We start from the raw sequence: 26,710 nt of genomic DNA on the forward strand, positions 1-26,710 counted from the left end.
CGGCATGGAATCTGGTGTCCATTAATAGACGTCTACGACGTCACCGTGATAGACGTAGACTCGATCGGAAAGATTGAGGAAGCCCAGATCGCCATAGAAATAATCCAGGGCGTCGACATAGCTGGACATGAACAACCATAGCCCCAGGCCAAGTCCAGCTAAGCTTGCCAGTGTTCCTATTCGTGGCGAGGCCTCTGCCACCCGGGCCAATAGCAGCCCCGTCCCAAAGATCAGGAAAATCATCGCCGGGGCGCCAAAGCCGGCATAGAAATAGGCATTCCCGGCAAACGTAATCGGCAGAAACCCGGCGATCAGGCACATGGCCGTGGTCGCCAGCAGCCACAGGCGATGGCGCGTCAGCAACAGACCGGGGACACCCAGCGTCACCACCAGGGCGTTGCCATGCCACAGGCTGAGCGCCGAGCGGGGAATTTGGCCGGTCAGGTAGGTGAACCCCGGAAAATGCAGGAACTGTCGTGTCGAGACGTCCTCGCCCCGCAAGGCGTGCAAGAGGGTCGCCAGGCTTTCCTTCAACACCGCACCATAGCTGAAGGTCTGAAGCAGCGAGCGCAGGCGATAGAAATCCAGCAACTGGCCCTGAATCAGAACCGCCGGAGGAATCATCGCCAGGATGGCCGCCACCCCCAGCCAATTGGTCTCCCGCCAGCGGAACGTCGCCCGAATCAGGATGAAGATCAGCAAATAGACCGCGCCACCCGAACAATTCAGGCCGATAAACCAGAAGGGAAGGGCGAAAAAGGCCTGGCGCGCCGGCCTGAATTTCCTGACGTGGCACTCGTAGAAATACATCCCGACCAGGAAGTAGACCAAGGCGCCGTACTGCACCTTCATCGACTGGAACATCAAGGTGAACAAGGGCCAGGCCGCGACCAGCGTCGCCGAACCGAGTGCGGCCAGGTGGTTTTCGAACCACACCTGCGCCAGACGGTATGTGGCGGCGATCGCGGTGATCCACAAAGCGGCATTGACGGCGATATAGAGGATCCGAATGGGAACCTGGCCGAACGTCGCCCTGGCCCACAGGCTGGCCAGATAGGACGACGAAAAATAACGGTCGGCGGTAAATTGCGAGACGTAAGTGCCAACTTGGCTTGGCTGACGGCTCAGATCGCGGACCAGGACATGCGCGTTGACGAACAGGTCCAGCTTTTCGACCATGACCGGCACCAGTCCAGTTTCGGTGACGAAGGCATCTTCGATGCCGCCCCCGTAATAAAGGCTCTCGTCGGAGAAATAGGGCATCGAATTCAGGGTTTCGTTGTCCCTGCCGACATTGCTGACGAAAGCCCACACCATCACCACGGCCAGGATCGCCGAAAACAAGGTACGATGCATGGTGGCGGTGGCCATCATGGACCTCCCTCCCGCACCGATTCCGGCTTGGCGTGATAAACCAGACGGCAGCGGGAATTGTTGAAGCTCAGATAGACCGCTTGAGGGTATGGCTCGAAGCCCTTCACCTCGGCGCCAAGCAGGAATTCCGGTTTATGCCCGGGCCTTGCGCGGAATCGCAGCTCGACCACCTCGGAGGTCGCCGTCAGCCGCATCGGCAGGCGTTGATAGGAATACATGCCCTCAGCCTTCGCCGGGGTCAATTCACCCCCGTTGATCGAAATGTCGAACCCGTCGAGGTCACGCCCCTGCACCAACACCATCCCCTGCAGCGAACCGCATTCGCGCTGATGAGCGGCGAAATTCACCAAATCGAATCGGAACAGCCTGACCTCGCCGGGAGGAAGGGGCGTCATCGTCATCAAATTGTTCAGCCGCTTCATTTCCGGTAGCGGCATGTCGAACGACACCAAGGTCGTCGCCGCCAGGAAAGCCAGGGCCGCACGCCGCACCCACATCGTCCGGCTCAGCGCTACGACCACCGTGAAGATCGCCAGCCCGTAGGCCACGTTGAGCAGATTGCGGGTGAGAAGCAGCGCCAACGCCGCCACCACAGCGCCACCGGCCATCCAGGCGGCGGTCGGGTACTCGGCGGCAAGGTCACGTCCAAGCAGGGCGACAAGCCTACGCAAACGAGCAGAGGGGGATCGAACCACGGTATGCCGAAAGACCATCAACGTCTCAAAGCGCGGCCGACGACCAGCCGGAGGCGCACACCATTGGAGGGAAACGGGACTGCCGGCCGACGATGCCAAAATCTGCCGACCGAGACAAGGCCCTTGCACAAGGGGCGGCGATGCACCCGGCCGGGCCGCCGCGGCTGCCGAGACTATTGCTGTCCTCCGCCGCTCAGGCTAAATCAGTGTGCCGAGCGCTAAGGAGAAGGACATGCCGGATTTTGCCGACACTGGAAAGCAGGTTGCAGTGGTTGGCTGCGGCTATTGGGGGCGCAATCTCGTCCGCAATTTCGCCCAATTGGGCGCCCTGGCCGCAGTCTGCGATGCCAATCGCACCGCCGCAGCCGCCAAGGGGGCCGAATTCGGCGTGCCAGCCCTGACCTTCGCCGAGATCCTGGCCAACCCGAGCATCACCGGGATCATCATCGCCACCCCGGCGGAAACCCATGCCGCGCTCGTGCGCGAGGCGCTCTCGGCGGACAAGCACGTGTTCGTCGAAAAGCCGCTGGCCCTGGATGTCGAGGCCGCTGCCCGACTTTGCGAATTGGCCGAAGAACGCGGCCTGATCCTGATGGTCGGCCATCTGATGCGCTACCACCCGGCGTTTCGCGCGCTGCAGGGACTGTGTGACAGCGGACAACTGGGCCGTATTCAGTACATCTATTCCCACCGCCTCAACCTCGGAAAAATCCGCACCGAAGAAAACAGCCTGTGGAGCTTCGCTCCGCATGACATCTCGATGATCCTGGCCCTGATGGGCGGCAAGGTCTCGGAAGTCGAAGCGGTCGGCCATTGCTATCTGCACCGGACCATTGCCGACGTCACCACCACCCATATCACCTTCGAGAACGGACAGGCCGCGCATGTATTCGTCTCATGGCTCAATCCGTTCAAGGAGCAGCGCCTGGTCGTGGTCGGCGACCGCGGGATGGCCGTCCTTGAAGACACCTTGCCATGGGCGTCGAAGCTGCGGCTGTATCCCCACCAAGTCGAGTGGCAGAACGGTATCCCCGAAGCGAGCAAGGCCGAGGCCGTCGAACTGCCAGTGGAACCGGGCGAGCCGCTGGCCTTGGAATGCGGTCATTTCCTCGAATGCATCGCCGGATCAAAGCAGCCCCTGACCGACGGCCGCGAAGGCCTGGCGGTCCTCCGGGTTCTCGACTTCGCGCAGAAATCGATGGAATCGGGCAAGCGGATCGTTGTGACCGCCCCGTCCCCGCCCAGCGAAGCCAAAGCCTACTTCTCCCACGAGACGGCGGTGGTCGACCAGCCCTGCACCATTGGCGCGGGCACCAAGATCTGGCATTTCAGCCACGTCCTCAAGGGCTCGACCATCGGCCAGGGATGCAATGTCGGCCAGAACGTGGTGATCGGCCCCGACGTCACCATCGGCGACCGCTGCAAGATTCAAAACAATGTGAGCGTCTACACCGGCGTCACCCTGGAAGACGGGGTGTTCTGCGGCCCCAGCATGGTCTTCACGAATGTCATGAACCCGCGGGCCGAAATCGAGCGCAAGCACGAATACCGGCCGACTTTGGTCAAGCGCGGAGCCAGCATCGGCGCCAACGCTACCATCGTGTGCGGTCACACCGTCGGACGCCATGCCTTCGTCGGCGCCGGGGCGGTGGTGACCCGCGACGTGTCGGATTTTGCCGTGGTGGCCGGCAATCCGGCGCGCCGGATCGGTTGGATCTGCCGCTGCGGCGAGCGCTTGCCAGGCGGCGACGACTGGACCCACGCGGTCTGTCCGAGCTGCGACACCCATTACCGCCAGGAACGCGGTATCGTCGAGGAGATCGCATTATGACGGCCATCGTTGGGGGCGGCGTACCGCTCCTGGACCTGAAAGCCCAGTTCCGTTCCATCGAAGACGAGGTGCGAGCCGCGGTTGATCGGGTGCTGACCTCGCAGCATTTCATCATGGGCCCAGAGGTCGAGGCCCTGGAACGCGAAGTCGCCGAATATTCCGGCTGCGCCCACGGCATCGGTGTCTCGAGCGGAACCGACGCCCTGCTGGTGGCGCTGATGGCCATCGACCTCAAGCCCGGCGACGAGGTCATCACCTCGCCCTACACCTTCTTCGCCACCGCCGGCGCCATCTCCCGCCTTGGCGCTCGGCCGGTCTTCGTCGACATCGATCCCGCCAGCTACAACATCGATCCGGCGCGCATCGAGGCCGCAGTGACCTCGCGGACCCGCGCCATCATCCCTGTGCACCTGTTCGGCCAATGCGCCGATATGGACGCCATCGACGCCATTGCCCGACGCCACAGTCTGGCGGTGATCGAGGACGCTGCCCAGGCGATTGGAGCGGAATGGAACGGGCGGCGGGCCGGAAGCATGGGACGGGCCGGATGCCTGTCCTTCTTTCCGTCGAAGAATCTCGGCGCCATGGGCGACGGCGGTATGGTGGTGACCAACGATGACGCTTTGGCCGAACGCATTCGCGTGTTGCGCGTTCACGGTTCGAAGCCGAAATACCACCACAAAATAGTGGGCGGGAATTTCCGTCTCGACGCGATCCAGGCCGCCGTTTTGCGGGTAAAGCTGCGCCACCTCGATTCGTGGACGGCCGGCCGCCAGCGCAACGCCGATGCCTATCGCCGCAAACTCGGTCACCTGCGGCCGGAAACCGCGTTCCTGCCCGAGCCGGGACCGTGGCGGCACGTTTACAACCAGTTCGTCATCCGGGTCCCCGAGCGCGACCGCCTGCTCGAATCGTTGCGCAAGGTGGGAATCGGCTGCGAGGTCTATTACCCGGTTCCCCTGCATCGCCAGGAATGCTTCGCTGACCTGGGCTATGGAGAAAGCTCGATGCCGCATTCCGAGGCGGCCGCCCGCGAGACGCTGGCGCTCCCCATCTATCCGGAATTGACCGAGCTGCAAATGGACGCCGTGGTGGCGGCAGTCGCCGATCACCTCCGCTGATGCGCATCCTGCACCTCCCCGCGGATGTCGCCGGCATGCCGGCCGGATTGGCCGAGGGAGAAAGGCGGCTGGGCCACGACTCGCGCATCCTGACTCTGACCAGGCCCAAATTCGGATTCCCGACTGAATACTGCCTCGATCTGGACCAACGCTCGCGCGTCGGGCGTTTGTTCACCTACGCAGCGACGCTCACGAGGATTTGTCGCTCCTTCGACGTCTACAATTTCAATTTCGGCAGTTCGCTCCTGCATTTTCCTGACCGCGGGCTCTATTATCGGGACTTGCCGCTCTACCGATCAGGCGCCAAACGGGTGTTCACCTGGCAGGGCTGCGACGCGCGCCAGCGGGACACCACCGTCGCCAGAATCGCCGAGCGCCAAGGCGAGTCGGCGGTGAGCTCATGCATTGACCCCCGCTGTGGCGGCGGACGGTGCGGGCCGCGCCAGGACGATATTCGCCGCCGATCCATCGCCGCCGCCGCCCGCCACGCCGACCATATGTTCGCGGTCAATCCCGACTTGTTGATGGTCCTGCCGCCGGGCGCCAGCAGCTTCCTGCCCTATGCGGTCGCCGATTACCACGCCATCACCCCCAAGGAAGGGCCGTTCTGCCCGAACGACACCGTCCATATCGTGCACGCCCCCACCGATCGGATCTGCAAGGGAACGGACCACATTTTGTCGGCCATCGCCACGCTGAGGGAAGAGATGGGCGACCGACTGCGCTTCACCCTGGTCTCGGGGGTAACCTATCGGGAAGCCCGCCGGATTTATGCGACGGCCGACATCTTCATCGACCAGATGCTGACCGGATGGTACGGCGGCGTGTCTGTCGAAGTCATGCGCATGGGGATTCCGGTCGTCGCCTTCATCAATCCCGAGCATCTCGCCCTGACGCCGCCCGCTTTCGCCGACGAGTTGCCGGTGGTCGCCACCGGGCCAGCCGGACTGACCGCAAAATTACGTCAGTTGATCGCCGACCGCGACGGACTGTCCGAGCTGGGAGCGCGCGGCATGGCGTTCGCTGAACGCTGGCATGAACCGTCGCGGGTGGCGAGCCACCTGCTGGCGACGATTGATTCCCGCTGGGGCACCCGCCTATGGTAGGCATCTCCGCGTTCGTCCCAGGACCGAAGCCCCTGCAGATCGTCACCATCCTCGGCACGCGTCCGCAACTAGTCAAGGCCAAGGCGGTCAGCGCGGTGATAGCGGCGACACCAGGGGTGGAAGAGCGGATCATCCATACCGGCCAGCACTTCGACCCCCAAATGTCCGACACGTTCATCGACGAGTTGGGCCTGCCACAGCCCGTCGCCAACCTTGGCATCCACGGCGGCGGGCATGGCGCGATGACCGGGCGGATGATGGTGGCACTGGAGCCGATCCTGGCCGATTCGCGCGCTGACGTCGCCCTGGTCTACGGCGACACCAACTCGGCGCTGGCCGGCGCCCTGGTGGCGGCCAAGCTGGGCCTGCCGCTCGTCCATGTCGAAGCCGGCCTGCGCTCGTTCAACCGCGCCATGCCCGAGGAAGTCAACCGGGTGCTGATCGACCATCTGTCGACCTTGCTGTTCTGCCCGACCCTGCGCTCGGTCGCCAACCTGGCAGACGAGGGCATCGTCGATGGCGTCATCCATGTGGGCGACGTGATGTACGATGTCGCCCTGGCCATGTCCTCACGCGCTCAGGCCGAGTCCACGATCCTCGCCCGACTGGCGCTCGAACCTGGACACTACGCCGTGGCCACTCTTCATCGGGCCGAGGGCACGTCCAGCGCCGAAAAGCTTTCGCAAGCCCTGGACTTCCTGCGTGACCGGGCCCGCGTCATGCCGGTGGTGTTACCGCTTCACCCGCGCACCCGCCAGACCTGCGAGCTTTTCGGGTTGGGGCTTGACGACCTGACCGTCTGCGAGCCGCTGGGCTATCTCGACATGACGCGCCTGGTGTCATCGTCCGCCCTGGTCATGACCGATTCCGGCGGCCTACAAAAGGAGGCCTATTTCCATCGCGTCCCGTGCGTCACCTTGCGTGACGAAACCGAATGGCCCGAAACCATTGAATGTGGATGGAATCGCCTATGGAAGGCACCGGACTACCAAACGCGTCGAGACATCGACGATTTCGGTGATGGCCGGGCCGCGAACCGGATCATCCAGGCCATTCTCGACCGCTTCACCACCTCGGATCACGGTTAGGACGGCGAAGAGAATGATGCCATGATCCGCCGAATCTGCCTGCTGTCCTTCTCGCCCATTCCCGATGACGCCCGCGTCCGTCGGCACGGCGACGCCTTGGCGGCGGCCGGATATCAGGTGACCGCCATCGGTCTGCCCGGCGGACGGGCCACCCCCCCCGCATGGGCCGTGCACGACATCACTTTGCCACCACCAGAAGGCCGGCTGCGCCCGCTGTACCGTGCCTTGCGCCTCGGCGCCATGGCGGCCTGCCGTGTCGTGCCCGCCCTTTCCCGACAAATCTATTGGCGACAAACCCTGCACCAGGCGATGTACCGGGTCGCTTCGATCAGGCCGGCGGATCTGGTGATTGCCAATGACTGGCTGACATTGCCGATCGCTGCGCGCCTGGCCGCCGATTGGAAGGTGCCATACGTCTATGACAGCCACGAATTCGCGATCGAGGAAGGTGCCGACCGACCGGGCTGGATGATGCTGGTCTCCCCCTATGTCAGCGCCATCGAGGCACGACACATCGCGCGCGCGGACGCGGTGGTGACGGTCGGCGACGGCATTGCCGACCTGTTGCAACGAAACCATTGCCTGAAGGAACGCCCCACGGTGGTCCGCAACACCGTGCCCCGAGCCCTACAGCCGTTTCGCCCCTGCGGAACCACGATCGAAGTGCTGTATCAGGGCCTGCTGCGCGACGATCGCGGCCTCACGGCCCTCATCGACAGCGTGCCGCTGTGGCGGCAAGAATTCAGCCTGCGCATCCGCGGACCCGGAGATGCGACGGTCTTGCACGCACTGAAGGCACGGGCGGCGGCTTCGGCTGCTGGCCCACGAATCCACTTCGACCCGCCGGTCAGCCCCTTGGAAATGGTCGCCGCTGCCAACTCCTCGGATATAGGCATCCACCCCATTCCGACCACTTCAAACCAGACCCGCTTTTGCCTGCCCAACAAATTCTTCGAATATCTCCAGGCTGGGCTGGCGCTGTGCGTGACCGACTCGGCCGAAATGAGCACACTGCTCCACCGCCATGACCTTGGCGCGGTGATCGCCGCCTCGACGCCCGACGCAATCGCCGCGGCGGTGAATTCGTTTGACCGGAACCGTGTCGACGCTTGCAAGAAAAACGCGCTGGCCGCTGCCGAAAGCTTGTGCTGGGAGTCCGAACAGGTTCGCCTGACCGACGCGGTCGATCGCGTGCTGAAGGGAGAATAGGCCTATGTGCGGAATTTGGGCCTCCGTCGGCCTCACCGTCAGCCGTGCGGTCATTGACGCCGTCGCCCATCGCGGCCCGGACGGCGAGGGCTGGCGCGAGGCGATCACCCCAGCCGGCCAACTGGTGCTGGGACACCGCCGACTGGCCATCGTCGACCTCTCGCTTGATGGCGCCCAGCCGATGACCTCGAGCGATGGCCGATATACCGTGGTCTATAATGGCGAGATCTACAATCACCCCGAGCTGCGGCTCGAGTTGGCGGCGGCGGGGCACCGCTTCAACACCTGCTCGGATACCGAGGTGCTGATCGCCGCCTATGCGCAATGGGGCGAATCCTGCCTGAACCGCTTTAACGGCATGTTCGCATTCGTCTTATGGGACAGCGCCGAACACCGTCTTTTCCTGGCCCGCGACCGCTTCGGCGTCAAGCCCTTGTATCTCTGGCAATCGCCCGACGGCGGGCTGGCGGTAGCGTCCGAGATCAAGCAATTCCTGGCTTTGCCCGGCTTCGCCACCCGACTGGACCATGTCGCCGCCTACGACTTCCTCACCTGGGGGGTGTTCGACCATTCAGCCAGGACCATGTTTGCCGGCGTCAGTCAGCTGCGCGGCGGCGAATGCGCCACCGTCAGCCTAGCGTCGTCCCCCCCCGCATTGCAGGTACGGCGCTGGTACAGCCTGCCGCGAGCCGGCACCCTGCGCCTTGGCCCGGAAACGGCCATCGAGCGCTTCGCCGAACTGATCGATGATTCCGTGGCCTTGCGTCTGCGCTCGGACGTGCCGGTCGGGGCGTGTCTGTCCGGCGGCTTGGATTCCAGCGCCATCGTCTGCCTGGCCGCCAACAGAACAGCCTCGCCCATCGTCACCGTCAGCGCCCGCTATGACGGCCAGGCCATCGACGAAGGCCGCTTCATTGACATCGTCAACGCGGCGGTCCCGACCCGTCCGATCGCCGTTCACCCCGACGGCACTGCGCTGTCGCACTTACTGGATCGACTGGCCTTCCACCAAGACGGCCCGTTCTCCAGCACCAGCGTATTCGCGCAATGGTGCGTATTCGCCGCCGCACGCCGCGAGGGCGTGCCGGTGATGTTGGACGGCCAGGGCGCCGACGAACAATTGGCCGGCTATCATCCGGCCTTCACCGCCTATCATTCCGGACTGCTGCGACACGGCCGGATGCGGACGCTGGTGGCCGAACTGGCGGCGCAGCGTCGGCGCCACGGCGTTACCGCCGCCTGGCAGGCCGCCGTGCTCGCGCGTGCGCTGTTGCCCGACGTCGGCCGGCGGGCGTTGCGCCGGCTGCGCGGGCTTGGTCGGCCTGACTGGCTGCGTGGCGAGGCCTGCCGCTCAAGCCATGATCCGTTGCCGGCGACCGTCGGCCTCGAAACCCTGATCGAAAGTCAGATGCAGGAAACCAGCCTGCCTATGCTGCTGCATTACGAGGACCGCAACAGCATGGCGCACGGCATCGAATCGCGGTTACCGTTCCTCGATTACCGGCTGGTCGAACTGGCCGTCGGCCTGGGGGAACGCCATAAGATCGTCGATGGCGAGACCAAATGGCTTCTGCGCCGCGCCATGCAGAACATCCTGCCGCCGGCCATTCGCGACCGCCAGGACAAAATCGGCTTCGCCACCCCGGAAAAGTCCTGGCTGGCCGGGCCATCGCGGGCAATCGTGGAGACGATGATTGCCGAAGCAAGCTCCCGATTCCCCGACCTTTTCCGCCCGGCGGAACTGGCCCATCTGAAGGACGAGGTCCTGTCCGGGCGGCGACCGTTCGACTTCACCCTGTGGCGCATCGTCAGTTTCGCCGCCTGGGGCCGAGCCTTTGGAGTGACCGGATGATCACCGTCGTTTCCGTCGTGCCGACGGCGCTGGAAAAGGACAGTCGGTCGCTGAAGATCGCGGCGTCGTTGGCACGACTCGGCTATCGATCGATCGCGGTCGAAAGCCTGCCGTCGCGACAGCCCGAGCGCTTGCCCGTCGCGGTGGTTCCCCTGGGCGGCCGGCCAGCCGATCATGGCCGGGCAGGCTCGGCCGTCTCGACCGAAGGCGGTGGCGGACCTCTGGTGTGGTTGCGCGCCCGCCTGCCCCGCCTCGTCGCCGAAATCATGCATCTGGCGATCATGCTTGGCGGATATTTCGTCGTGCGGCCGCTGCAAGGCCTGGCACGGGCGCCGCGCGGCGAGCTTTATTACCTGCACGAATACCGTATGTTTCCGCTGGTTCGCCTCCTCCAGATCCTGCGACCGGCACCGATCATTTACGACGCCCACGATTTCTATCCCGAGGTATGGCGAGCCCGCGAACTTTCCACCTTCTGGCGGCGATGTTTCCTGCCGCTGCTGTCGTCATGGGAGGGATGGGTCGCCCGCCGCGCCGATCGGGTGGTGATGGTCGGAAGCGGCGTGGCCGACCTGTTCGAGGCGACCTACGGCGTCCGCCCGGAAATCCTCCGCAACGCCCACGATAGTCGACTGGAACGGGCTCCGGCGCGATCACTGCGAGAGATGGTCGGACTGGACGACAGCTCCTTGCTTCTGGTGACCGTTGGAAACCGCAAACCCGGGCAGGCGGTCGACGAAGCGATCGAGGCCTTGAATCGGCTTCCGAGCCATGTCCATCTGGCCTTCGTCGGCCGATTCTACGATGACGCCGTCGCCACGGCCCGTCGCCTGGGCGTCGCCGACCGGGTCCACGCCGTCGGTCCGGTCGCCCCCGAGGAAGTCGTCCCCTTCATCCGCTCGGCCGACGCCGCGCTGATCCTTTATTGGCCCGAGACCGGCAACTATCGCAACATCCTGCCCAACGGGTTTTTCCAGAGCGTTTCCGCCAACCTGCCCCTGCTGTGGCCCGCGCTGCCCGAGTTGGAAAGGATTATCGAAACCCGACAGGTTGGGCGACGGATCGATCCATTGGATCCGGCCTCAATCGCCTTGAATGTGCAATGGTTGATCGACAACCGTCCAGCCATGGGGCATATCCGTCAGGAACTCGCCTTGCTGGCGGACGCTGTCGGTTGGGAGCGAGAAGAACAACGGCTTGGCAGCTTGGTGGCCACCGTCTTGGAAGAATGGCGGAAAGGACGGTAAGGCATGAAGGTCCCGTTTGTCGATCTCAAGGCACAGTACGGTTCGATCAAGTCCGACATCGACGCTGCCATCGCCACCATTCTGGACAATGCCGCCTTCATTGGTGGCCAGGCGGTCGCCACCTTCGAGAGCGCCTTCGCAGCATTCGTCGGCAGCCGCCACTGCATCGGCGTCGCCAACGGCACCGACGCCCTGACCCTGGCCCTGCGCGGCCTGGATATCGGCGTCGGCGACGAGGTGGTCACCGTCGCCAATTCGTTCATCGCCAGTTCCGAGGCTATTTCCAACGCCGGCGCCACCCCGGTTTTCGTCGATTGCGCCGCCGACACCTACAATATCGATGTGTCCAGGCTGGCCGCCGCCATCACGCCCCGTACCCGAGCGATCGTTCCCGTTCACCTGTACGGGCGTCCGGCCGACATGACGGCGATCATGGCCATCGCGCGCGAACACGACCTGAAGGTCGTCGAGGATTGCGCCCAGGCGCACGGGGCCAGCCTGGATGGCCGCATGGTGGGAACGTTCGGCGACGCCGCCTGCTTCAGCTTCTACCCCGGCAAGAATCTGGGGGCCTACGGCGATGCCGGGGCGGTGGTCACCACCGACGCCGAACTGGCACGACGTGTGCGCATGACCGCCAACCACGGCCGCATGTCGAAGTACGACCACGAATTCGAGGGCGTCAACAGCCGCCTTGACGGACTGCAGGCGGCGATCCTGACCGTCAAGCTGCGCCATCTGGAATCCTGGACCGAAGCCCGCCGCCGCGTCGCCGCCCGTTACACGGCGAACCTCGCCGGCAGCGGGCTGCCGCTGCCGTCCGACCCGGCGGGGGGACGGCATGTCTATCATCTGTTCGTGATCAGGCTTCAGGAGCGTGATCGCGTTCAGGCGGCATTGACCGAGGCCGGGATCGCCACCGGAATCCATTATCCCATCGCCCTGCCCAACCTGACCGCCTATGCCCGTCTTGGCCACCAAGCGCAAGACTTCCCGGTCGCGTCGGCGTATCAAGACCAAGTGCTCAGCCTGCCGATGTATCCGGAACTGGCCGACGACCAGATCGATTATGTCTGCGACCGGCTCCTCGCCGTTTTGTAAGGAGAAACCGATGACCGTCCGTTTCGCCCTGGTCGGCTGCGGCACCATCGCCGCCAAGCATGTCGAGGCGGTCAGCCGCATTCCCGACGCCGCCATCGTCGCCGTGTGCGACCGCGACGCCGAGGCCGCCCGCCGGATGGGCGAGCGGTTGGGAGTGCCGTTCTTCGCCGATGTCCACCAGATGGCGACAAAGGTCGTCTTCGACGCCTTCACGATTCTCACGCCGTCAGGCGACCACGCCGCTCAAGTGCTGGACCTAGCGCGGTACGGCCGCCACTTCGTCATCGAAAAGCCGATGGCTTTACGGATCGACGACGCCGATGCCATGATCGCCGCCTGCGACGCCGCCGGTGCCAAGATCTTCGTGGTCAAGCAGAACCGCTACAACCCGCCCGTCGTCGCCACCCGCCAGGCGCTGGACAGTGGACGATTCGGCAAGATGGTCATGGGGACCGTGCGGGTGCGCTGGGCCCGCCACCAACCCTATTACGACCAGCGGCCGTGGCGCGGAACCTGGGCGCAGGATGGCGGCGTCCTGACCAATCAGGCGGCCCACCATATCGACATGCTGATCTGGATGATGGGCGAGGTCGAATCGGTGCAGGCGATGACCACGACCCGACTGGCCAAGATCGAGGCCGAGGATACCGGAATCGCCGTCTTGCGTTTCACCTCGGGCGCCCTGGGGGTGATCGAGGCCACCACCGGCGCCCGCCCGCGCGACCTTGAAGGCTCGCTGAGCCTGCTGGGTGAAAACGGCGCCGTCGAGATCGGCGGCTTCTTCATGAACGAACTGAAGACCTGGAACTTCGCCACGGAAATGCCCGACGATTCCACCGTGTTCGACCGTTTCGGCACCACCCCGGCCCTGCCGGCCTGGAACCTGGAACAATATCTGCGCGGCGTCATCACGTCCCTGCGCGAAGGCCGGGCCGGGTTGGTCGACGGACTGGGCGGACGACGCTCGCTGGAACTGATCAACGCCATCTATGAGGCGGCGGAAACCGGCCGCACCATCCCCTTGCGATTCCGTCCCCAACGCTGCCGTCTGGGCGGTCAATAACCCAGCATCGCTGCCCGCCGATCCCAGTGATCGCGAATTTCGCCGTGGGTGGCGACCCAGGCGCCGGATCCCATGGCTTTCGCCACAACGTGGCGCAGAAGGGCCTCGACCCGCGGATCGATCAGATGGCTGGGATGGATCAGCAGCGACAGCAGGCCGCCCAAGCCGGCAACGCGGTCCAGCAGACGATCGGCCAGGGAAAGCGCCAGCGCCAGGTCCAAGCCCATGGCGCCGGGACGGAACAATGCGACGTCCATCATGCTCATTGGTACCGCAAGGACATCCACCTCCCGTTCGTGCCGGCCATCCCACAGCGGGAAAGGCAGGCTGGTCCCGGCGCGGAAACCGGGCGAATTGTTGAACCCCAGCGTCCCGTCGACGGCCAGGCCGGCGCTCTCCTGCAGGGCTGGCGTGTGGTCCACGCGCCAATGCAGCCAATGCTGCCGGGTCGAACGGATCGGTCGGCCGCTGGCGGCGGCGAGCGCTTTCGCCTCGCAGGCCAGCAGATCCGCCTCGAGCGCACTGGCGAAGCTGCCGTGCAACCCGACCTCGTGGCCACGGTCGGCAACCGCGCCGACCACATCCCGCACCGACTGAACCCGCCCTTCGAACCGGCACGGCTCGTCGAGGGAATAGACGCAGTCGACCGGGTGCGGCCGCCGACACGGCCACACGGTGAAGAACCACGAGGCCCGTACACCCAACTCCGCCTCGACGGCCAAGGCGCGCTCGATCGTCGCCGTCAGGTCGGGGGCCGGCCTGACCTGACGCAACTGCCACAGGCTGACCGGCAATCCCGCCACGACCGCCCGCAACCGGGTACGCCCGCCATCGACCGCCAGCCGCAGCCGCGTCGCTCGCAGCCATTGGCGTACCGTCACCTGATGCGACAACTCGTCGACATCGTGGCTGAGCGCCAGGGCGAAGGCGTGGCCGCCCGGCCACAATGGCTCCAGCCGTACCCCGTCCGAGGACAGGCGCCGACGCTGGTCGGCCAACCACGCGTCGATTTCCGGCTCGAACAGACGGCCGCGATGGAAGTTGTCGGAAAAGGGAAATTCCCAACAGCCCGACGAATCGCGATGGGCCGAGCGACGTTCCTCGTCGCGCAGCAGCAGCGCCGCCAGATCGTCGGGCAGGGCGGGCGGCTCGCGGTCGGCCGGCAGTCCCAGCCACAGCCCCACCAGCCGGGCGAGATAGGCGTCCCGCGTCATCGCTTCCCCGTCAGCTTGCGCCAGGCCCAGCCGGCCCAGAAGGCCGGCCAGTCACGCTTGTTGTAGGTGACCAGGCCGCGGCAATGCATGCAGCCGGGATCGCGACACAGGGGCGCCGTGGGGTCGGCCTGCAGCAGCGGCCGCTCGACCGCCATCAGGTCGCGGGCGGCGGCGGCGATGGCGTAAGCGTCGCCGACCGGCCCGGCCCGCAGGATGCCGGCCTCGACATAGGCGCCGTACAGCCGCCCGAACCCTTGGCTGCACCCGGGGAAATCCTGCAGATGGTAAATCCCGGACGCCGTGCGCAGGCCGATCCGCCCGGCCAGCACGTTGCGGCGCGACAGACCCAATTGGTCCTGAACGTAGTGGACGGTGGAAAAACCGGGACTGTCGGCGACGTTGCCGACATTGACCAACTTGCCCCCCATCTCCAGCAAGGCGGCGATGGGGTGGAAACAGGGCGCATCCGCGTCGTGACCGGCCAGCAATGCCTCGGCACCGGCGCCGATGGCCGCCCAGGCACAGGCGGGATGGGTGCTGCGCCGCGTCTCGGGCCGCGCCGCCAAGGCCATGGCCAAGCCGCCGCTGGTGGGCGGGGCATCCGGCGCGATTGCCGCCAGGCCGCGCCGCAGACTGGGAAAGGGGACCACCGGATGGAAGGCCAGGACCGCCAGAGTGCCGGTCGGCCCGATCACCCGCAAGGTGGCATCGATCAGCATGTCGGCGCGGTTGCCGGCGACGGCGCCCAGGCGCCGCAGCGACGCCCGCATCAGCACATGGTCCCCCGCCGTCAGGCCGAGGGCGGCCAGGTGCCGTTCAAGCGCCGCTTGATCCCACACGTCATCCCCCCAGAATCACCGCCACCGCCTGGCCCAGATCGTCCACCACATGGGCCGCCTTGGTCCCGTCCACATGCTTGTGCCCGTGCCCGGTGCGGACCAGGAAGGTGTCGGCCCCCACCGCCAGGCCCAGCTCGACATCCACTTCCTTGTCGCCGATCATCACCGCTTGGGCGGGGTCGAAACCGTGTTCTGCCACCGCCTGCTCGACCATGCCGGGCAACGGCTTTCGGCAATCGCAATCGTCGTCGGGGCCGTGCGGACACAGATAGATGCCGTCGATGCGCGCACCCTCGGCCGCCAGCAGCTCGGTCAGGCGGGCGTGGATGGCATCCAGCCGGGCCATATCGAAATAGCCGCGCGCGATCCCGGACTGGTTGGTGATCACCACCACCCCCCAGCCGGCTTCGTTCAGACGCCGGATGGAGGCGCCGACCCCGGGATACAGCTCCAGCTGATCGGGATCGGACAAATAATGCTTCTCGACATTGATGGTGCCGTCGCGGTCGATCAGCGCGAATTTCCTGGCCATGGTCAATGCGCCTGGGTGCCGGGACCGCCGGCCAGCACTTCGACGCGGTCGCACAGGGCGTGGCCGATCAGGATGTGCATTTCCTGGATACGGCCGACGATCTTGGACGGCACCACCAGCAAAGGCTCGCACAGATCCTTCATCACGCCGCCGTCACCACCGGCGAAACCGGCCGCGATGCAGCCCATCGCCTTGCCGACCTCCAGCGCCTTGACCACGTTGGGGCTTTTGCCCGAGGTCGAGATGCCGATCAACACGTCGCCCGGCCGGGCCAGCGCCTCGACCTGGCGCGAGAAGATGCCTTCGAACGAATAATCGTTGGCGCAGGCGGTCAGGGTCGAGGTGTCGGTGGTCAGCGCGATGGCCGCCAGCGCCTTGCGGTTGATGCGATAACGCACCACCATCTCGGCAGCCAGGTGCTGGGCGTCGGCGGCCGAGCCGCCATTGCCGAAGAACAAGATCTTGCCGCCGGCTCCCAGGCTTTTGACACAGGCTTCGACCAGGCGCTCGAACGGCTGGGCCACCGCGTCGCGGGTGGCGGCCAGGACCTGGGCATGCTCGTCCATCTGGGCCAGCAGGAATTGGGCGGGAGTCATCGGCGGCCTTTCGTCACGAGGTCTTGTACAGGCGTGCGGCGAAGAATGCATCCATGCCACCCTGTTCGGCAAGATGGCAAGGAAGCGTGCGCAGATCGCCCTCGGCGGTGATCAGCTGGGCCAGCCCGCCCAATTCGGCGGCTGCGATCGGACGGCGCGCCAGGTCGGTGCGCTCGGCCAGCAGGCGGGCGATCTGGGCCGGGCCTTCCTCGGGCTCCAGCGAGCAGACGCAATAGACCAGGATGCCGCCCGGCTTCAGCATGGCCAGGGCGTTGGTCAGAAGCGCGCGCTGCTGGTCGGCCAGATAGGCGACGTCGCCCGGCCCCTTCAGCCACAGCCCGTCGGGATGGCGGCGCAGCGTGCCGGTGGCGGTGCAGGGCGCGTCCAGCAGCACCCCGTCGAAAGGCTGATCGGGCCGCCACGCCGCCGCGTCGGCCTCGACGATGGCGGCATCCAGGCCCAGGCGCTTCAAATTCTGGCGAAAACGCACCAGCCGCTTGGCCGACTTGTCAACCGCGGTGACAGTCGCGCCGGCAGCGGCCAATTGCAGCGCCTTGCCGCCCGGGGCGGCGCACAGATCGGCCACATTCTGGCCCTTGACGTCGCCCAGCAGGCGGGCGGGAATGGCGGCGGCCATGTCTTGCACCCACCATTGGCCCTCGGTGAAACCGGGCAGCACGGTGATGTCGCCGCCGGACGGCCGGCGCAACGAGCCGGTCGGCAGCAGCACCGCCCCCAGACGCTCGGCCCAATCGGCCGGATCGCCGGCGACGGTGATGTCGATCGGGGCCTCGGTCAGATGGGCGCCGGCGATGGCCTGGGCCATGTCCTCGCCATAGGTGGCGACCCACGATTCCCACATCCAGGCCGCGCTGTTGAGACGGCCGGCATCCTGCGTCTTCGGCCAGTCGCGGCCGTCGCGGTCGATGCGGCGAAGCACGGCGTTGATCAGCTTGGCGAAGCCGTTCAGCTTGCCGCCCTTGACCAGATCGACCGAGGTCGAGATGGCGGCATGGGGCGGCGTCTTCAGGAACAGCAATTGGGCCGCGCCGATGCGCAGGATGTCGTGCACCCGCTGGGCCTTGGCCCCGACCGGACGGTCGAGGCAGCGGCCGATGACGTCGTCGATCTGGCCCAGCCGGCGCAAGGTGGTGGCGACCAGCAGGCGGGTGAAGCCGCGGTCGCGCTCGCTCATCGGACTAAGGCGCTTTTCGGAGTCCAGTGCCTCGTCCAGCAGGCGCTTGCCCACCAGCACGGCGTCGAGAAGATCGAGCGCCACGGCGCGGGGATCGGCGGAGGAGGAGGAAGGCTGTCGCATCCCCCTCCCTTACAGCAAATCCTTGGCCGATGCCATCATCCCCACGGACCCTTGCTGCCGGAACCATTGCCGCCCCACGGATTGCCGGCCGGCGGAATCATCGAGCCGCCGCCATGCCCGCGCTCGCCCATGCGCCCATCCCAGGTCATGCCCATCTCGGCGGCCATGGCGCGCAATTGACCGACGCGGTTGGCCATGGCCGGATGGGTCGAGAACAGATTGTCGGCGCCCTGGCCCGACAGCGGATTGACGATGAACAGATGGGCGGTGGCGGGATTGCGCTCGGCCTGCCAATTGGGGGTCTGGCTGGCGCCGCGTTCCAGACTTTCCAGCGCGCTGGCCAGCCACAGCGGGTTGCCGCAGATTCGCGCCCCTTCGGCGTCGGCGGCATATTCGCGGGTGCGCGAAATGGCCATCTGCACCAGGCTGGCCGCCAGGGGCGCCAGGATCATCATGACGATGCCGCCGATCAGCCCCAGGCCGCCGCCGCCTTCCTCGCCTTCCTCGCGGTGGCCTCCCCCGAACATCGAGGAAAAAGCCAGCATGTTGGCGATCATGCCGATGGCGCCGGCGATGGTGGCGGTCACCGTCATGATCAGGGTGTCGCGGTTCTTCACATGGGCCAGTTCGTGGGCCATCACGCCCTCGACCTCTTCCGGGCTCAAGCGGTCCAGCAGGCCGGTGGTGGCGGCCACCGAGGCGTGCTCGGGGTCGCGCCCGGTGGCGAACGCATTGGGCTGGTCGGAATCGATGATGAACACCTTCGGCATCGGCATGCCGGCCCGCAGGGCCAATCGCTCGACGATGGCCACCAGCCCCGGGGCCGAATGGCGGTCGACCTGGGTGGCGCCGTACATCGACAGCACCATCTTGTCGGAATTCCAATAGGCGAAGGCGTTCATGCCCAGCGCCATCAGGAAGGCGATCACCACGCCGCCGGAACCACCGGCCAGCCAGCCGATCGTCAGGAACAGGCCGGTCATCGCGGCCAGAAGCATCGCGGTACGCGCCATGCCCATGAAAGTCACCCCTTTGGATGCGAAATGAACCCATAAGGGAATAATGCGGACTTTGCCCCTCTTCAAGCCGGGCGGCGCATCTGCTAGGGTCCGCCATCCGAGTTCCCGGGATAAGCGCGACATGGTGGGTCTGGACGGAATCGAGGTGGTGGTGCTGGCCGGCGGCCTGGGCACCCGCATCAGGGGGGTTTTGGGCGACACCCCGAAGGTGCTGGCCCCCATCAATGGCCGGCCGTTCCTGGACCATTTGCTCGATCATCTGGCCCGGCTGGGCGCCGGCCGCGCGGTGCTGTCGCTCGGCCATCTGGCCGACAAGGTCACCGCCCACCTGGATTCCAACCCGCCGCCGCTGCCGGTCGACACCATCGTCGAGACCGAGCCGCTGGGAACCGGCGGCGCCATGCGCCTTGTCACCCCCCGGTTGACGACCGATCCGGTGATGCTGTTGAACGGCGACACCTGGCTGGAGGTCGATTTCGCTTCCTTCCTGGCCGCCCACCGCAGCCATGGGCGGCTGTGTTCGATCCTGTGCGTCGAGGTGCCCGACGTGTCGCGCTATGGACGGGTCGAGATCGGCCCGGACGGTACCCTGGCCGCCTTCGTCGAAAAGGACCCCGCCTTCGCTGGTTCGGGCTGGATCAATGGCGGGGCGGTGCTGTTTTCCAAGGAGGCGCTGGCCCTGCTGGCCGGTTCGAGCGGACCGTCGATCGAACGCGATTTCCTGGCCGCATTGCCGGCCGGCTCGATCCACGCCCACCTGGCCAGCGGCACCTTCATCGATATCGGTACGCCCGACAGCCTGGCCCAGGCGCCATCCCTGCTGCCGCACGCCTGATTTTCTGCTATACGAGCCGCCATGACCTTTCCCGAACAGCCTTTCCCCTCGATCGCCGCCTTCTTCGACGCCTATGCTGTGCAGATCGGCGGCGCGCTCGCCTCGATCCCGCGTGACCGCCTGGACGGGGCGCAAAGCCTGCTGGGCCAGGCGCTGGCCGAGGACCGCGCCATCTATGCCTGCGGCAATGGCGGCTCGGCGGCCATCGCCAACCATCTGGTCTGCGACCACGCCCGCGGCATCTCGGCCGATACCGGCCTGCGCCCGCGCGTCCATTCGCTGTCGGCCACCGTCGAGATCCTGACCGCCATCGGCAACGACCAGGAATACGCCGAAGTATTCGCCGCCCAGTTGCGGCTGTTCGCCCGGCCCGGCGACGTGCTGATCACCATCTCGTCCTCGGGCGATTCGGAAAACATCGTCCGCGCCGTCCAATGGGCCAAGGACAATCATATGCGCACCATCGCGCTGACCGGGTTCAATGGCGGCCGGTCGGGCCGGCTGGCCGACGTCAACGTCCATGTGAGCGCCGACAATTACGGCGTGATCGAGGATGCCCACCAGTCGGTGATGCATGCCCTGGCCCAATATATCCGCCAGGTCCGCATGCCGCCCGAGCTGGTGGCCGTGCGGAAGTTTTGATGGAGACCCGGCCGTGAAAACCGTCCTGTGCGTGGTAGGCGCCCGGCCCAACTACATGAAGATCGGCCCGGTGATCGCCGCCCTGACAGCTTCCGGCATCAAGGCTCCGCTGGTTCACACCGGCCAGCATTACGACGCTGCGATGAACGACAGCTTCTTCACCGACCTGGGCCTGCCGCGCCCCGACGTCAACCTGGAAGTCGGCTCGGGCACCCATGCGGTGCAGACCGCCATGATCATGCAGCGCTTCGAGCCGGTGCTGGACGAGATCAAGCCCGATGCCGTTCTGGTGGTCGGCGATGTCAACTCGACCATCGCCTGCGCCCTGGTCGCCGCCAAGAAGGGCATCAAGGTGGTCCATGTCGAGGCCGGCCTGCGCTCGTACGACCGCGCCATGCCCGAGGAAGTCAACCGGGTGTTGACGGACCAGATTTCCGATTTCCTGTTCACCACCGAACGCTCGGCGCTGGCCAACCTGGAGCGCGAGGGCATCGACCCGGCCCGGGTGCATTTCGTCGGCAACGTGATGATCGACACCCTGAAGGCCCATGTCGGCCGCTCGGTGCCGGCGGCGGTGACCTTGAAGGATGCCGCCTTCGCCGACGGCTACACCCTGGTCACCCTGCACCGGCCGTCCAACGTGGATGTGCCCGAGGTGCTGGCCCGCCTGGTCGGCTGCCTGGCCGAGATAGCCGCCGCCACCCCGATCGTCTTCCCGATCCATCCGCGCACCCGCGCCCGCATCGAGGCGGCCGGCCTGATGGCCAAACTGACCGGCCCGCGCGTGGTGCTGCTGGAACCGCAGGGTTACCTGAACATGCTGGGCCTGATGAGCGCGGCGAAGGTGGTGGTCACCGATTCCGGCGGCCTGCAGGAGGAAACCACCGCCCTGGGGGTGCCCTGCCTGACCGTGCGCGAAAATACCGAACGGCCGATCACCGTGACCGACGGCACCAACACCCTGGTCGGCATCGATTCCGCCGCCATCATGTCGGCGTTCAAGGACGTGCTGGCCACCGGCGGCAAGGCTGGCCGGGCGCCGGAATTGTGGGACGGCCGGGCGGCGGTACGGATCGCCCAGGTTCTCAGCGCGGCGCTGTAGCGCCGCGTTCCCACGCTTCCAGCACCAAGAGCGACCATAATTTCAGCGAATGGTCCCGGCGGCCGCCGGCCTGTTGATCCAGCAGGCGGCGAACCGGCGCCCAGGCCAGACCCAATTCGCCCATCCGTGCCGGAGTCAGGCGGTCGCGCAGCAACGGCGCCAGCGAGGTCCCCAGCCACACTCCCATCGGCGGATTGAAGCCCAGCTTCGGCCGGTCGACGATCGACTGCGGCAACAGGCGCCGCGCCACCGCCTTCAGGATGGTTTTCTTGCCCTGGGCCATGCGCAGGTCGGCGGACATCCGCCCCACCGCCTCGACCAACCGATGGTCGATCAACGGCAGACGAACTTCCAGGGCGACGGCCATGCTCATGGCGTCGCCATAAGCCAGCAGATTGCCGGGCAGGAAGGTTTCCAGGTCGGTCTGCTGCATGGAATCCAGCGGATGCGCCGACGGCGCGGCGCCATAGACCTGCGCCAGCGGCCGGCCGGGAACGCCGTCTTGGCCCAGCAATTCCGCCCGCTCGCCCGGATCGAAATACTCCACCCACGAGGCATAGGCCTCGGCCGGTTCCAGCCCCAGCGCGGACAGGAATTCGCGCGCCCGGCGCCAGACATGGCGGCCGGCGCTGTTTTCAGGGATCAGCCCGGCGGCGCCGGCAGCCAGACGGCGCAGTGGGCGCGGTATGGTGCGGGCCAGACGGGCCTGCAATACGCCCCCTTGGTAGCGCGGATAGCCGGCGAACACCTCGTCGCCGCCGTCGCCGGCCAGGGCCACGGTGACATGGCGGCGCGCCATCCCCGACAGGTCGCGGATCAGAAGCGCGGTGGGATTGCCGAACGGTTCGCCGAAATGGCGGACCATGTCGTCCAGGAAGCCGGCGGTTTCGGCTTGGGCCGGCAGCTCGGTATGGATGGCCCCGATATGGTCGGCCACGGCGCGGGCGGCGTCGCGCTCGTCATAGGCGGCCTCGGCGAAGGTCATGGTGAAGGTCTTGGGCGGCGGCCCGCCCTGGCGCTTGCGTTCCTCGGCCATCAAGGCGGCGATCACCGAGGAATCGATGCCGCCCGACAGGAAACAACCGACCTCGACATCGGCGACCAGGCGGGCGGCCACCGCCTGGCGCAACAGCGGCAGCACCTCTTCGGCCGCCTCGTCCAGGCTGGGGCGGCGATCGCCGGTGACCTGGGGGCGCCACCAGCGCCCGGTCTCGATGGCGCCACCCCGCCAACGCAGCCAGTGGCCGGGCGGCAGCTTGGAAATGCCGGCATGGATGGTGCGCGGAGCCGGAACATACAGGCAGGCGAGATAGTCGGACAGAGCGACACGGTCCAGGCCCAAATCCAGACCGGGATGGGCCCGCAGGGCGTCGATCTCCGACGCGAAGGCGATACCGCCATCGGCCAGCCGGCCATAGACCAGCGGCTTGACCCCCAGGCGGTCGCGCACCAGCAGCAGCTCGCGCGCCTGCGCATCCCACAAGGCGAAGGCGAACATGCCGGCCAGACGGGCAAGGGCGTCAAGCCCGTCGCGCATCAGCAGACGCAGCAGCACTTCGGTATCGCTGTGTGTGGCGAACCCCTCGCCCACCGCTTCCAGTTCGGCCCGCAATTCGCGGTAATTATAAATCTCGCCATTGAAGGCGATGGTCCAGCGTCCGCACGGGCTGCGCATCGGTTGGGTGCCGCCGGTGGACAGGTCGATCACCGCCAGGCGGGTATGGACCAGGCCGATCCCGTCACCGGTCCACACACCCTGTCCGTCCGGCCCGCGATGGGCCAGCCGGGCGGCCATCGCCTCCAGCACCGCCGGATCGGGTCTGGTCGATCCCGCGATGCCGCACATGGCCGATCAGGAGAACAGGTTGTAGCGGACGATGCAGTAGAAGGCGCGCACGCCGTCCCGCCAGCCGATCTTCTTACCCTCTTCGTAGGTTCGTCCGGCATAGGAGATGCCGACCTCGTAGATGCGCGGGCGCGGGCGCATATGGGCGATCTTGGCGGTGATTTCGGGCTCGAAGCCGAAGCGGTTCTCGACGATGTCGACGCTTTGGATGACCTCGCGACGGAAGGCCTTGTAGCAGGTTTCCATGTCGGTGAGGTTGAGATCGGTGAACATGTTGGACGCCAGCGTCAGCAGCTTGTTGCCCATCGAATGCCAGAAATACAGCACCCGGCTTTCCTCGCCGCCCTTGAAGCGCGAGCCGAACACCACGTCGGCGCGGCCGTCGATCAGCGGCCGCAGCAGCTTGGGGTAATCGTTGGGGTTGTATTCGAGGTCGGCGTCCTGGACCAGCACGATATCGCCGGTAGCCTGCTTGAAACCGGTGCGCAAGGCGGCACCCTTGCCCTGGTTGACACCGTGGAACTGGGTGGAAATCTCGGGATGTTTGGCGGCCAGTTCCTTCATCACCTCGACCGAGCGATCGCGTGAGCCGTCGTCGACGATGACCATCTCGAGGTCCAGGCCGCAGCGGTCGGCGGCCAGAACCCGGTCGACGATGGCTTCAAGGGTCTTTTCCTCGTTGTAACAAGGAATGACGATGGACAGCTTCATGCGGAACCTCGCAACGGAAACGTACAAAGGGGGGGCGTCAGTTCACGCGGGCGCGGAAATACTCGATGGTCCGGGTCAGGCCGGTTTCCAGCGCCACACCAGGCGTCCAGCCCAACAGCGCCTTGGCCTTGCTGATGTCGGGCTGGCGCTGCAGCGGGTCGTCGGCCGGCAGCGGCTTGGTGATCAGCTCGGACTTCGACCCGGTCATGGAAATCACCAACTCGGCCAGCTGGCGGATGGTCATCTCGTAGGGGTTGCCCAGGTTGACCGGACCGGTGACGTCGTCGGGGGAGTTCATCAGGCGGACGAAGCCCTCGATCAGATCGTCGACGAAGCAGAACGAGCGGGTCTGGCTGCCGTCGCCATAGATGGTGATCGGGCGGCCTTCCAGCGCCTGGACGATGAAGTTCGAAACCACCCGGCCGTCGTCGGGATGCATGCGCGGGCCGTAGGTGTTGAAGATGCGGGCCACCTTGATGCGCAAGGCATGCTGGCGCCAATAATCGAAGAACAGCGTCTCGGCGCAGCGCTTGCCCTCGTCGTAGCAGGCGCGCGGGCCGATCGGATTGACGGAACCGCGGTAATCCTCGGTCTGGGGATGCACTTCGGGATCGCCATACACTTCCGAGGTCGAGGCCTGGAAGATCTTCGCGTTCACCCGCTTGGCCAGCCCCAGCATGTTGATGGCGCCATGCACGCTGGTCTTGGTGGTCTGGACCGGATCGCGCTGGTAATGGATCGGCGAGGCCGGGCAGGCGAGGTTGTAGATCTCGTCCACCTCGACATAAAGCGGGAAGGTGACGTCGTGCCGGATCAGCTCGAAATACGGATTGCCGATCAGGTGGGCGATGTTTTCCTTGGTGCCGGTGAAGAAATTATCGACACACAGCACATCGGCGCCGTCGGCCAGCAGCCGCTCGCACAGATGCGACCCCAGGAAGCCTGCGCCACCTGTCACCAAAACCCGCTTGCGACCGTACTTCATGCCTACTTATCCCATGCGCTGGACGGTCTGTTCTTACGGCGTGACGGCCGCTCTGGCAAGGCTTTACGGCAAGCCGACAGCAAAACCGCAACAATTGACAGTACCACAGATCGCCCTATGATCGGCGCGCCCGCGAGGGGATGAAACGACCTAAGGCCTTGGGATCACACACGCATGCAGACCACCGTCAGCAAGGAATTCGACCTGTGCATCGTCGGCGGCGCCGGCCATGTCGGCCTGCCCCTGGCCCTGTCCTTCTGCCACGCCGGTTTGAAGGTCCTGGTCCATGACTTGAACGAGGCGATCTTCCCCGAGATTCGCGCCGGCCGCATGCCCTTCCTGGAACACGGTTCCGACGACTTGCTGCGCGAGGCGCTGGACACCGGCCGGCTGACGCTGGACGCCGACATCTCGTCGGTGGCGCGTGCCGAAACCGTCATCATCACCATCGGCACCCCGGTCGACGAATTCCTGAACCCCGTCCACAAGGCGGTCAAGCAGTGCATCGATTCGCTGTTGCCGTGGATCGGCGACGGCCAGTTGCTGATCCTGCGCTCGACCGTCTATCCCGGCACCACCGACTGGCTGCACCGCACCCTGGCCGACCGCAATCGATCCATCCTGGTGGCCTTCTGCCCCGAGCGCGTGGTGCAGGGCTGGGCCATCAAGGAATTGGCCACCACCCCACAGATCGTCAGCGCCACCAGTCCGGAAGCGCTGGCCCGGGCGCGGGCCTTGTTCGACAAGGTGGTGCCCGAGATCATCGAGCTGCCGCCGATGGAGGCCGAGTTCGCCAAGCTGTTCAACAATGCCTACCGCTATATGAGCTTTGCGATCACCAACCAGTTCTACATGATCGCCGACCAGGCGGGCGTCGATTATTACCGCATCCTGCATGCCATGACCCACAACTACCCGCGGGCCAAGGACATGCCGTCGGCGGGCTTCACCGCCGGGCCGTGCCTGTTCAAGGACACCATGCAATTGGCGGCCTTCGCCCGCAACTCGTTCCCGATGGGCCATTCGGCCATGCTGGTCAATGAAGGGCTGATCCTGCACATCATCGAGCGGCTCAGGAACACCTATCCGCTGAAGCAGATGACCGTCGGCCTGCTGGGCATGGCCTTCAAGGCCAACAGCGACGACACCCGCGCCTCGCTGTCCTTCAAGATGCGCAAGGACCTGACGCTGGAAGCCCGCGACGTGCTGGTCACCGATCCGCTGGTCACCAACCTGCCCGACCTGCTGCCGCTGGACGAGGTGATCGCGCGAGCCGACCTGCTGATCCTGTGCGCGCCACACGGCGCCTATAAGGATCTGGACACCAAGGGCAAGCCGGTGGTCGATATCTGGAACTACCTGAACGGCCCCGACGTGGTGCGCT

24 protein-coding genes are annotated in these 26,710 nt (G+C 65.8%); 13 read left to right on the forward strand and 11 right to left on the reverse strand.

The genetic code is table 11. The features are described from left to right. Window positions 1-21 precede the first annotated feature (21 nt). Together MTBLM5_RS09225 and MTBLM5_RS09230 are read right to left on the reverse strand one after the other, a co-directional pair. A complete protein-coding gene (locus tag MTBLM5_RS09225; RefSeq protein ID WP_173975810.1) occupies window positions 22-1,374 on the reverse strand; it encodes a hypothetical protein in 1,353 nt (450 codons plus the stop codon). Beyond that, on the reverse strand, window positions 1,371-2,087 hold the full coding sequence (locus MTBLM5_RS09230) for a hypothetical protein (protein ID WP_173975811.1): 717 nt from the start codon (window positions 2,085-2,087) through the stop codon (window positions 1,371-1,373). The genes MTBLM5_RS09225 and MTBLM5_RS09230 overlap by 4 nt, the downstream gene beginning before the upstream one ends. Window positions 2,088-2,301: 214 nt before the next feature. Here MTBLM5_RS09230 and MTBLM5_RS19125 point away from each other — a divergent pair, with 214 nt between their 5' ends. From MTBLM5_RS19125 to MTBLM5_RS09275, 9 genes are read left to right on the forward strand one after another with little or no spacing between them, the layout of a single operon-like run. Beyond that, window positions 2,302-3,900, forward strand: a complete 1,599-nt coding sequence (locus MTBLM5_RS19125; protein ID WP_173975812.1) for a Gfo/Idh/MocA family oxidoreductase — start codon at window positions 2,302-2,304, stop codon at window positions 3,898-3,900. Further along, window positions 3,897-5,021, forward strand: coding sequence for a DegT/DnrJ/EryC1/StrS aminotransferase family protein (locus MTBLM5_RS09240; protein WP_173975813.1), 1,125 nt, complete (start codon window positions 3,897-3,899; stop codon window positions 5,019-5,021). The genes MTBLM5_RS19125 and MTBLM5_RS09240 overlap by 4 nt, the downstream gene beginning before the upstream one ends. Continuing rightward, on the forward strand, window positions 5,021-6,127 hold the full coding sequence (locus tag MTBLM5_RS09245; RefSeq protein ID WP_173975814.1) for a hypothetical protein: 1,107 nt from the start codon (window positions 5,021-5,023) through the stop codon (window positions 6,125-6,127). The genes MTBLM5_RS09240 and MTBLM5_RS09245 overlap by 1 nt, the downstream gene beginning before the upstream one ends. After that, window positions 6,121-7,215 carry a non-hydrolyzing UDP-N-acetylglucosamine 2-epimerase gene (gene wecB, locus MTBLM5_RS09250; protein ID WP_173975815.1) on the forward strand — a complete coding sequence of 365 codons (1,095 nt, stop codon included), beginning with the start codon at window positions 6,121-6,123 and terminating at the stop codon, window positions 7,213-7,215. Before MTBLM5_RS09245 ends, wecB (MTBLM5_RS09250) begins: the two co-directional genes overlap by 7 nt. Before the next feature lie 21 nt (window positions 7,216-7,236). After that, entirely contained in the window at window positions 7,237-8,424 is a 1,188-nt protein-coding gene (locus MTBLM5_RS09255) for a glycosyltransferase (protein ID WP_173975816.1), read from the forward strand. 4 nt (window positions 8,425-8,428) lie between these two features. Further along, the gene (gene asnB, locus MTBLM5_RS09260) at window positions 8,429-10,276 is read left to right on the forward strand and encodes an asparagine synthase (glutamine-hydrolyzing) (protein WP_173975817.1); all 1,848 of its coding nucleotides are present in this window, start codon (window positions 8,429-8,431) and stop codon (window positions 10,274-10,276) included. After that, window positions 10,273-11,523, forward strand: coding sequence for a glycosyltransferase (locus tag MTBLM5_RS09265; protein ID WP_173975818.1), 1,251 nt, complete (start codon window positions 10,273-10,275; stop codon window positions 11,521-11,523). The genes asnB (MTBLM5_RS09260) and MTBLM5_RS09265 overlap by 4 nt, the downstream gene beginning before the upstream one ends. Before the next feature lie 3 nt (window positions 11,524-11,526). Further along, window positions 11,527-12,624: a DegT/DnrJ/EryC1/StrS aminotransferase family protein gene (locus MTBLM5_RS09270; protein WP_173975819.1), complete on the forward strand. Its 1,098-nt coding sequence runs from the start codon at window positions 11,527-11,529 to the stop codon at window positions 12,622-12,624. A 10-nt stretch (window positions 12,625-12,634) separates the two neighbouring features. Continuing rightward, window positions 12,635-13,687, forward strand: a complete 1,053-nt coding sequence (locus tag MTBLM5_RS09275) for a Gfo/Idh/MocA family protein (RefSeq protein WP_173975820.1) — start codon at window positions 12,635-12,637, stop codon at window positions 13,685-13,687. Here the strand turns inward: MTBLM5_RS09275 and MTBLM5_RS09280 are convergent. From MTBLM5_RS09280 to htpX, 6 genes are read right to left on the reverse strand one after another with little or no spacing between them, the layout of a single operon-like run. After that, a complete protein-coding gene (locus tag MTBLM5_RS09280) occupies window positions 13,681-14,901 on the reverse strand; it encodes a hypothetical protein (RefSeq protein ID WP_173975821.1) in 1,221 nt (406 codons plus the stop codon). The genes MTBLM5_RS09275 and MTBLM5_RS09280 overlap by 7 nt on opposite strands. Beyond that, window positions 14,898-15,740 (reverse strand): AAC(3) family N-acetyltransferase, encoded by an 843-nt coding sequence (locus tag MTBLM5_RS09285; protein ID WP_173975822.1) that lies wholly within the window; start codon window positions 15,738-15,740, stop codon window positions 14,898-14,900. The genes MTBLM5_RS09280 and MTBLM5_RS09285 overlap by 4 nt, the downstream gene beginning before the upstream one ends. 1 nt (window position 15,741) lies before the next feature. Next, window positions 15,742-16,272 carry a D-glycero-beta-D-manno-heptose 1,7-bisphosphate 7-phosphatase gene (gmhB, locus tag MTBLM5_RS09290; RefSeq protein WP_173975824.1) on the reverse strand — a complete coding sequence of 177 codons (531 nt, stop codon included), beginning with the start codon at window positions 16,270-16,272 and terminating at the stop codon, window positions 15,742-15,744. 2 nt (window positions 16,273-16,274) lie between these two features. Continuing rightward, window positions 16,275-16,868: a D-sedoheptulose 7-phosphate isomerase gene (locus tag MTBLM5_RS09295; RefSeq protein WP_173975826.1), complete on the reverse strand. Its 594-nt coding sequence runs from the start codon at window positions 16,866-16,868 to the stop codon at window positions 16,275-16,277. Window positions 16,869-16,881: 13 nt separating this feature from the next. Beyond that, window positions 16,882-18,186: an RsmB/NOP family class I SAM-dependent RNA methyltransferase gene (locus tag MTBLM5_RS09300; RefSeq protein ID WP_173975828.1), complete on the reverse strand. Its 1,305-nt coding sequence runs from the start codon at window positions 18,184-18,186 to the stop codon at window positions 16,882-16,884. A gap of 35 nt (window positions 18,187-18,221) precedes the next feature. Further along, the gene (gene htpX, locus MTBLM5_RS09305; RefSeq protein ID WP_173975830.1) at window positions 18,222-19,205 is read right to left on the reverse strand and encodes a zinc metalloprotease HtpX; all 984 of its coding nucleotides are present in this window, start codon (window positions 19,203-19,205) and stop codon (window positions 18,222-18,224) included. A gap of 121 nt (window positions 19,206-19,326) precedes the next feature. Between htpX and MTBLM5_RS09310 the strand changes: the two genes are divergently transcribed. From MTBLM5_RS09310 to wecB (MTBLM5_RS09320), 3 genes are read left to right on the forward strand one after another with little or no spacing between them, the layout of a single operon-like run. Next, complete coding sequence (locus tag MTBLM5_RS09310; protein WP_173975831.1) at window positions 19,327-20,040, forward strand: nucleotidyltransferase family protein; 714 nt, start codon at window positions 19,327-19,329, stop codon at window positions 20,038-20,040. A 21-nt stretch (window positions 20,041-20,061) separates the two neighbouring features. Continuing rightward, window positions 20,062-20,682 (forward strand): SIS domain-containing protein, encoded by a 621-nt coding sequence (locus tag MTBLM5_RS09315; RefSeq protein WP_173975833.1) that lies wholly within the window; start codon window positions 20,062-20,064, stop codon window positions 20,680-20,682. Window positions 20,683-20,695: 13 nt separating this feature from the next. Beyond that, window positions 20,696-21,784 (forward strand): non-hydrolyzing UDP-N-acetylglucosamine 2-epimerase, encoded by a 1,089-nt coding sequence (gene wecB, locus MTBLM5_RS09320; RefSeq protein WP_254430971.1) that lies wholly within the window; start codon window positions 20,696-20,698, stop codon window positions 21,782-21,784. On the opposite strand, the gene asnB (MTBLM5_RS09325) is transcribed toward wecB (MTBLM5_RS09320), so the two are convergent. From asnB (MTBLM5_RS09325) to MTBLM5_RS09335, 3 genes are read right to left on the reverse strand one after another with little or no spacing between them, the layout of a single operon-like run. Continuing rightward, window positions 21,768-23,630, reverse strand: coding sequence for an asparagine synthase (glutamine-hydrolyzing) (gene asnB / locus MTBLM5_RS09325; RefSeq protein ID WP_173975837.1), 1,863 nt, complete (start codon window positions 23,628-23,630; stop codon window positions 21,768-21,770). The genes wecB (MTBLM5_RS09320) and asnB (MTBLM5_RS09325) overlap by 17 nt on opposite strands. A 6-nt stretch (window positions 23,631-23,636) precedes the next feature. Beyond that, on the reverse strand, window positions 23,637-24,341 hold the full coding sequence (locus MTBLM5_RS09330; RefSeq protein WP_173975839.1) for a glycosyltransferase family 2 protein: 705 nt from the start codon (window positions 24,339-24,341) through the stop codon (window positions 23,637-23,639). A 37-nt stretch (window positions 24,342-24,378) separates the two neighbouring features. Continuing rightward, window positions 24,379-25,326, reverse strand: coding sequence for a UDP-glucuronic acid decarboxylase family protein (locus tag MTBLM5_RS09335; RefSeq protein WP_173975841.1), 948 nt, complete (start codon window positions 25,324-25,326; stop codon window positions 24,379-24,381). A gap of 174 nt (window positions 25,327-25,500) precedes the next feature. Here MTBLM5_RS09335 and MTBLM5_RS09340 point away from each other — a divergent pair. After that, a partial coding sequence (locus MTBLM5_RS09340) for a nucleotide sugar dehydrogenase (RefSeq protein WP_173975843.1) occupies window positions 25,501-26,710 on the forward strand: 1,210 nt, incomplete at its 3' end.

This window comes from Magnetospirillum sp. LM-5, from assembly GCF_902729445.1.
In the GTDB taxonomy this organism is placed as follows: domain Bacteria; phylum Pseudomonadota; class Alphaproteobacteria; order Rhodospirillales; family Magnetospirillaceae; genus Magnetospirillum.

Bases quoted from the DNA above. Each gene is read 5' to 3' on its own strand.
- MTBLM5_RS09225 (WP_173975810.1), bottom strand. From the start codon at position 1,374: ATGATGGCCACCGCCACCATGCATCGTACCTTGTTTTCGGCGATCCTG.
- MTBLM5_RS09230 (WP_173975811.1), bottom strand. From the start codon at position 2,087: ATGGTCTTTCGGCATACCGTGGTTCGATCCCCCTCTGCTCGTTTGCGT.
- MTBLM5_RS19125 (WP_173975812.1), top strand. From the start codon at position 2,302: ATGCCGGATTTTGCCGACACTGGAAAGCAGGTTGCAGTGGTTGGCTGC.
- MTBLM5_RS09240 (WP_173975813.1), top strand. From the start codon at position 3,897: ATGACGGCCATCGTTGGGGGCGGCGTACCGCTCCTGGACCTGAAAGCC.
- MTBLM5_RS09245 (WP_173975814.1), top strand. From the start codon at position 5,021: ATGCGCATCCTGCACCTCCCCGCGGATGTCGCCGGCATGCCGGCCGGA.
- wecB (WP_173975815.1), top strand. From the start codon at position 6,121: ATGGTAGGCATCTCCGCGTTCGTCCCAGGACCGAAGCCCCTGCAGATC.
- MTBLM5_RS09255 (WP_173975816.1), top strand. From the start codon at position 7,237: ATGATCCGCCGAATCTGCCTGCTGTCCTTCTCGCCCATTCCCGATGAC.
- asnB (WP_173975817.1), top strand. From the start codon at position 8,429: ATGTGCGGAATTTGGGCCTCCGTCGGCCTCACCGTCAGCCGTGCGGTC.
- MTBLM5_RS09265 (WP_173975818.1), top strand. From the start codon at position 10,273: ATGATCACCGTCGTTTCCGTCGTGCCGACGGCGCTGGAAAAGGACAGT.
- MTBLM5_RS09270 (WP_173975819.1), top strand. From the start codon at position 11,527: ATGAAGGTCCCGTTTGTCGATCTCAAGGCACAGTACGGTTCGATCAAG.
- MTBLM5_RS09275 (WP_173975820.1), top strand. From the start codon at position 12,635: ATGACCGTCCGTTTCGCCCTGGTCGGCTGCGGCACCATCGCCGCCAAG.
- MTBLM5_RS09280 (WP_173975821.1), bottom strand. From the start codon at position 14,901: ATGACGCGGGACGCCTATCTCGCCCGGCTGGTGGGGCTGTGGCTGGGA.
- gmhB (WP_173975824.1), bottom strand. From the start codon at position 16,272: ATGGCCAGGAAATTCGCGCTGATCGACCGCGACGGCACCATCAATGTC.
- MTBLM5_RS09295 (WP_173975826.1), bottom strand. From the start codon at position 16,868: ATGACTCCCGCCCAATTCCTGCTGGCCCAGATGGACGAGCATGCCCAG.
- MTBLM5_RS09300 (WP_173975828.1), bottom strand. From the start codon at position 18,186: ATGCGACAGCCTTCCTCCTCCTCCGCCGATCCCCGCGCCGTGGCGCTC.
- htpX (WP_173975830.1), bottom strand. From the start codon at position 19,205: ATGGGCATGGCGCGTACCGCGATGCTTCTGGCCGCGATGACCGGCCTG.
- MTBLM5_RS09310 (WP_173975831.1), top strand. From the start codon at position 19,327: ATGGTGGGTCTGGACGGAATCGAGGTGGTGGTGCTGGCCGGCGGCCTG.
- MTBLM5_RS09315 (WP_173975833.1), top strand. From the start codon at position 20,062: ATGACCTTTCCCGAACAGCCTTTCCCCTCGATCGCCGCCTTCTTCGAC.
- asnB (WP_173975837.1), bottom strand. From the start codon at position 23,630: ATGTGCGGCATCGCGGGATCGACCAGACCCGATCCGGCGGTGCTGGAG.
- MTBLM5_RS09330 (WP_173975839.1), bottom strand. From the start codon at position 24,341: ATGAAGCTGTCCATCGTCATTCCTTGTTACAACGAGGAAAAGACCCTT.
- MTBLM5_RS09335 (WP_173975841.1), bottom strand. From the start codon at position 25,326: ATGAAGTACGGTCGCAAGCGGGTTTTGGTGACAGGTGGCGCAGGCTTC.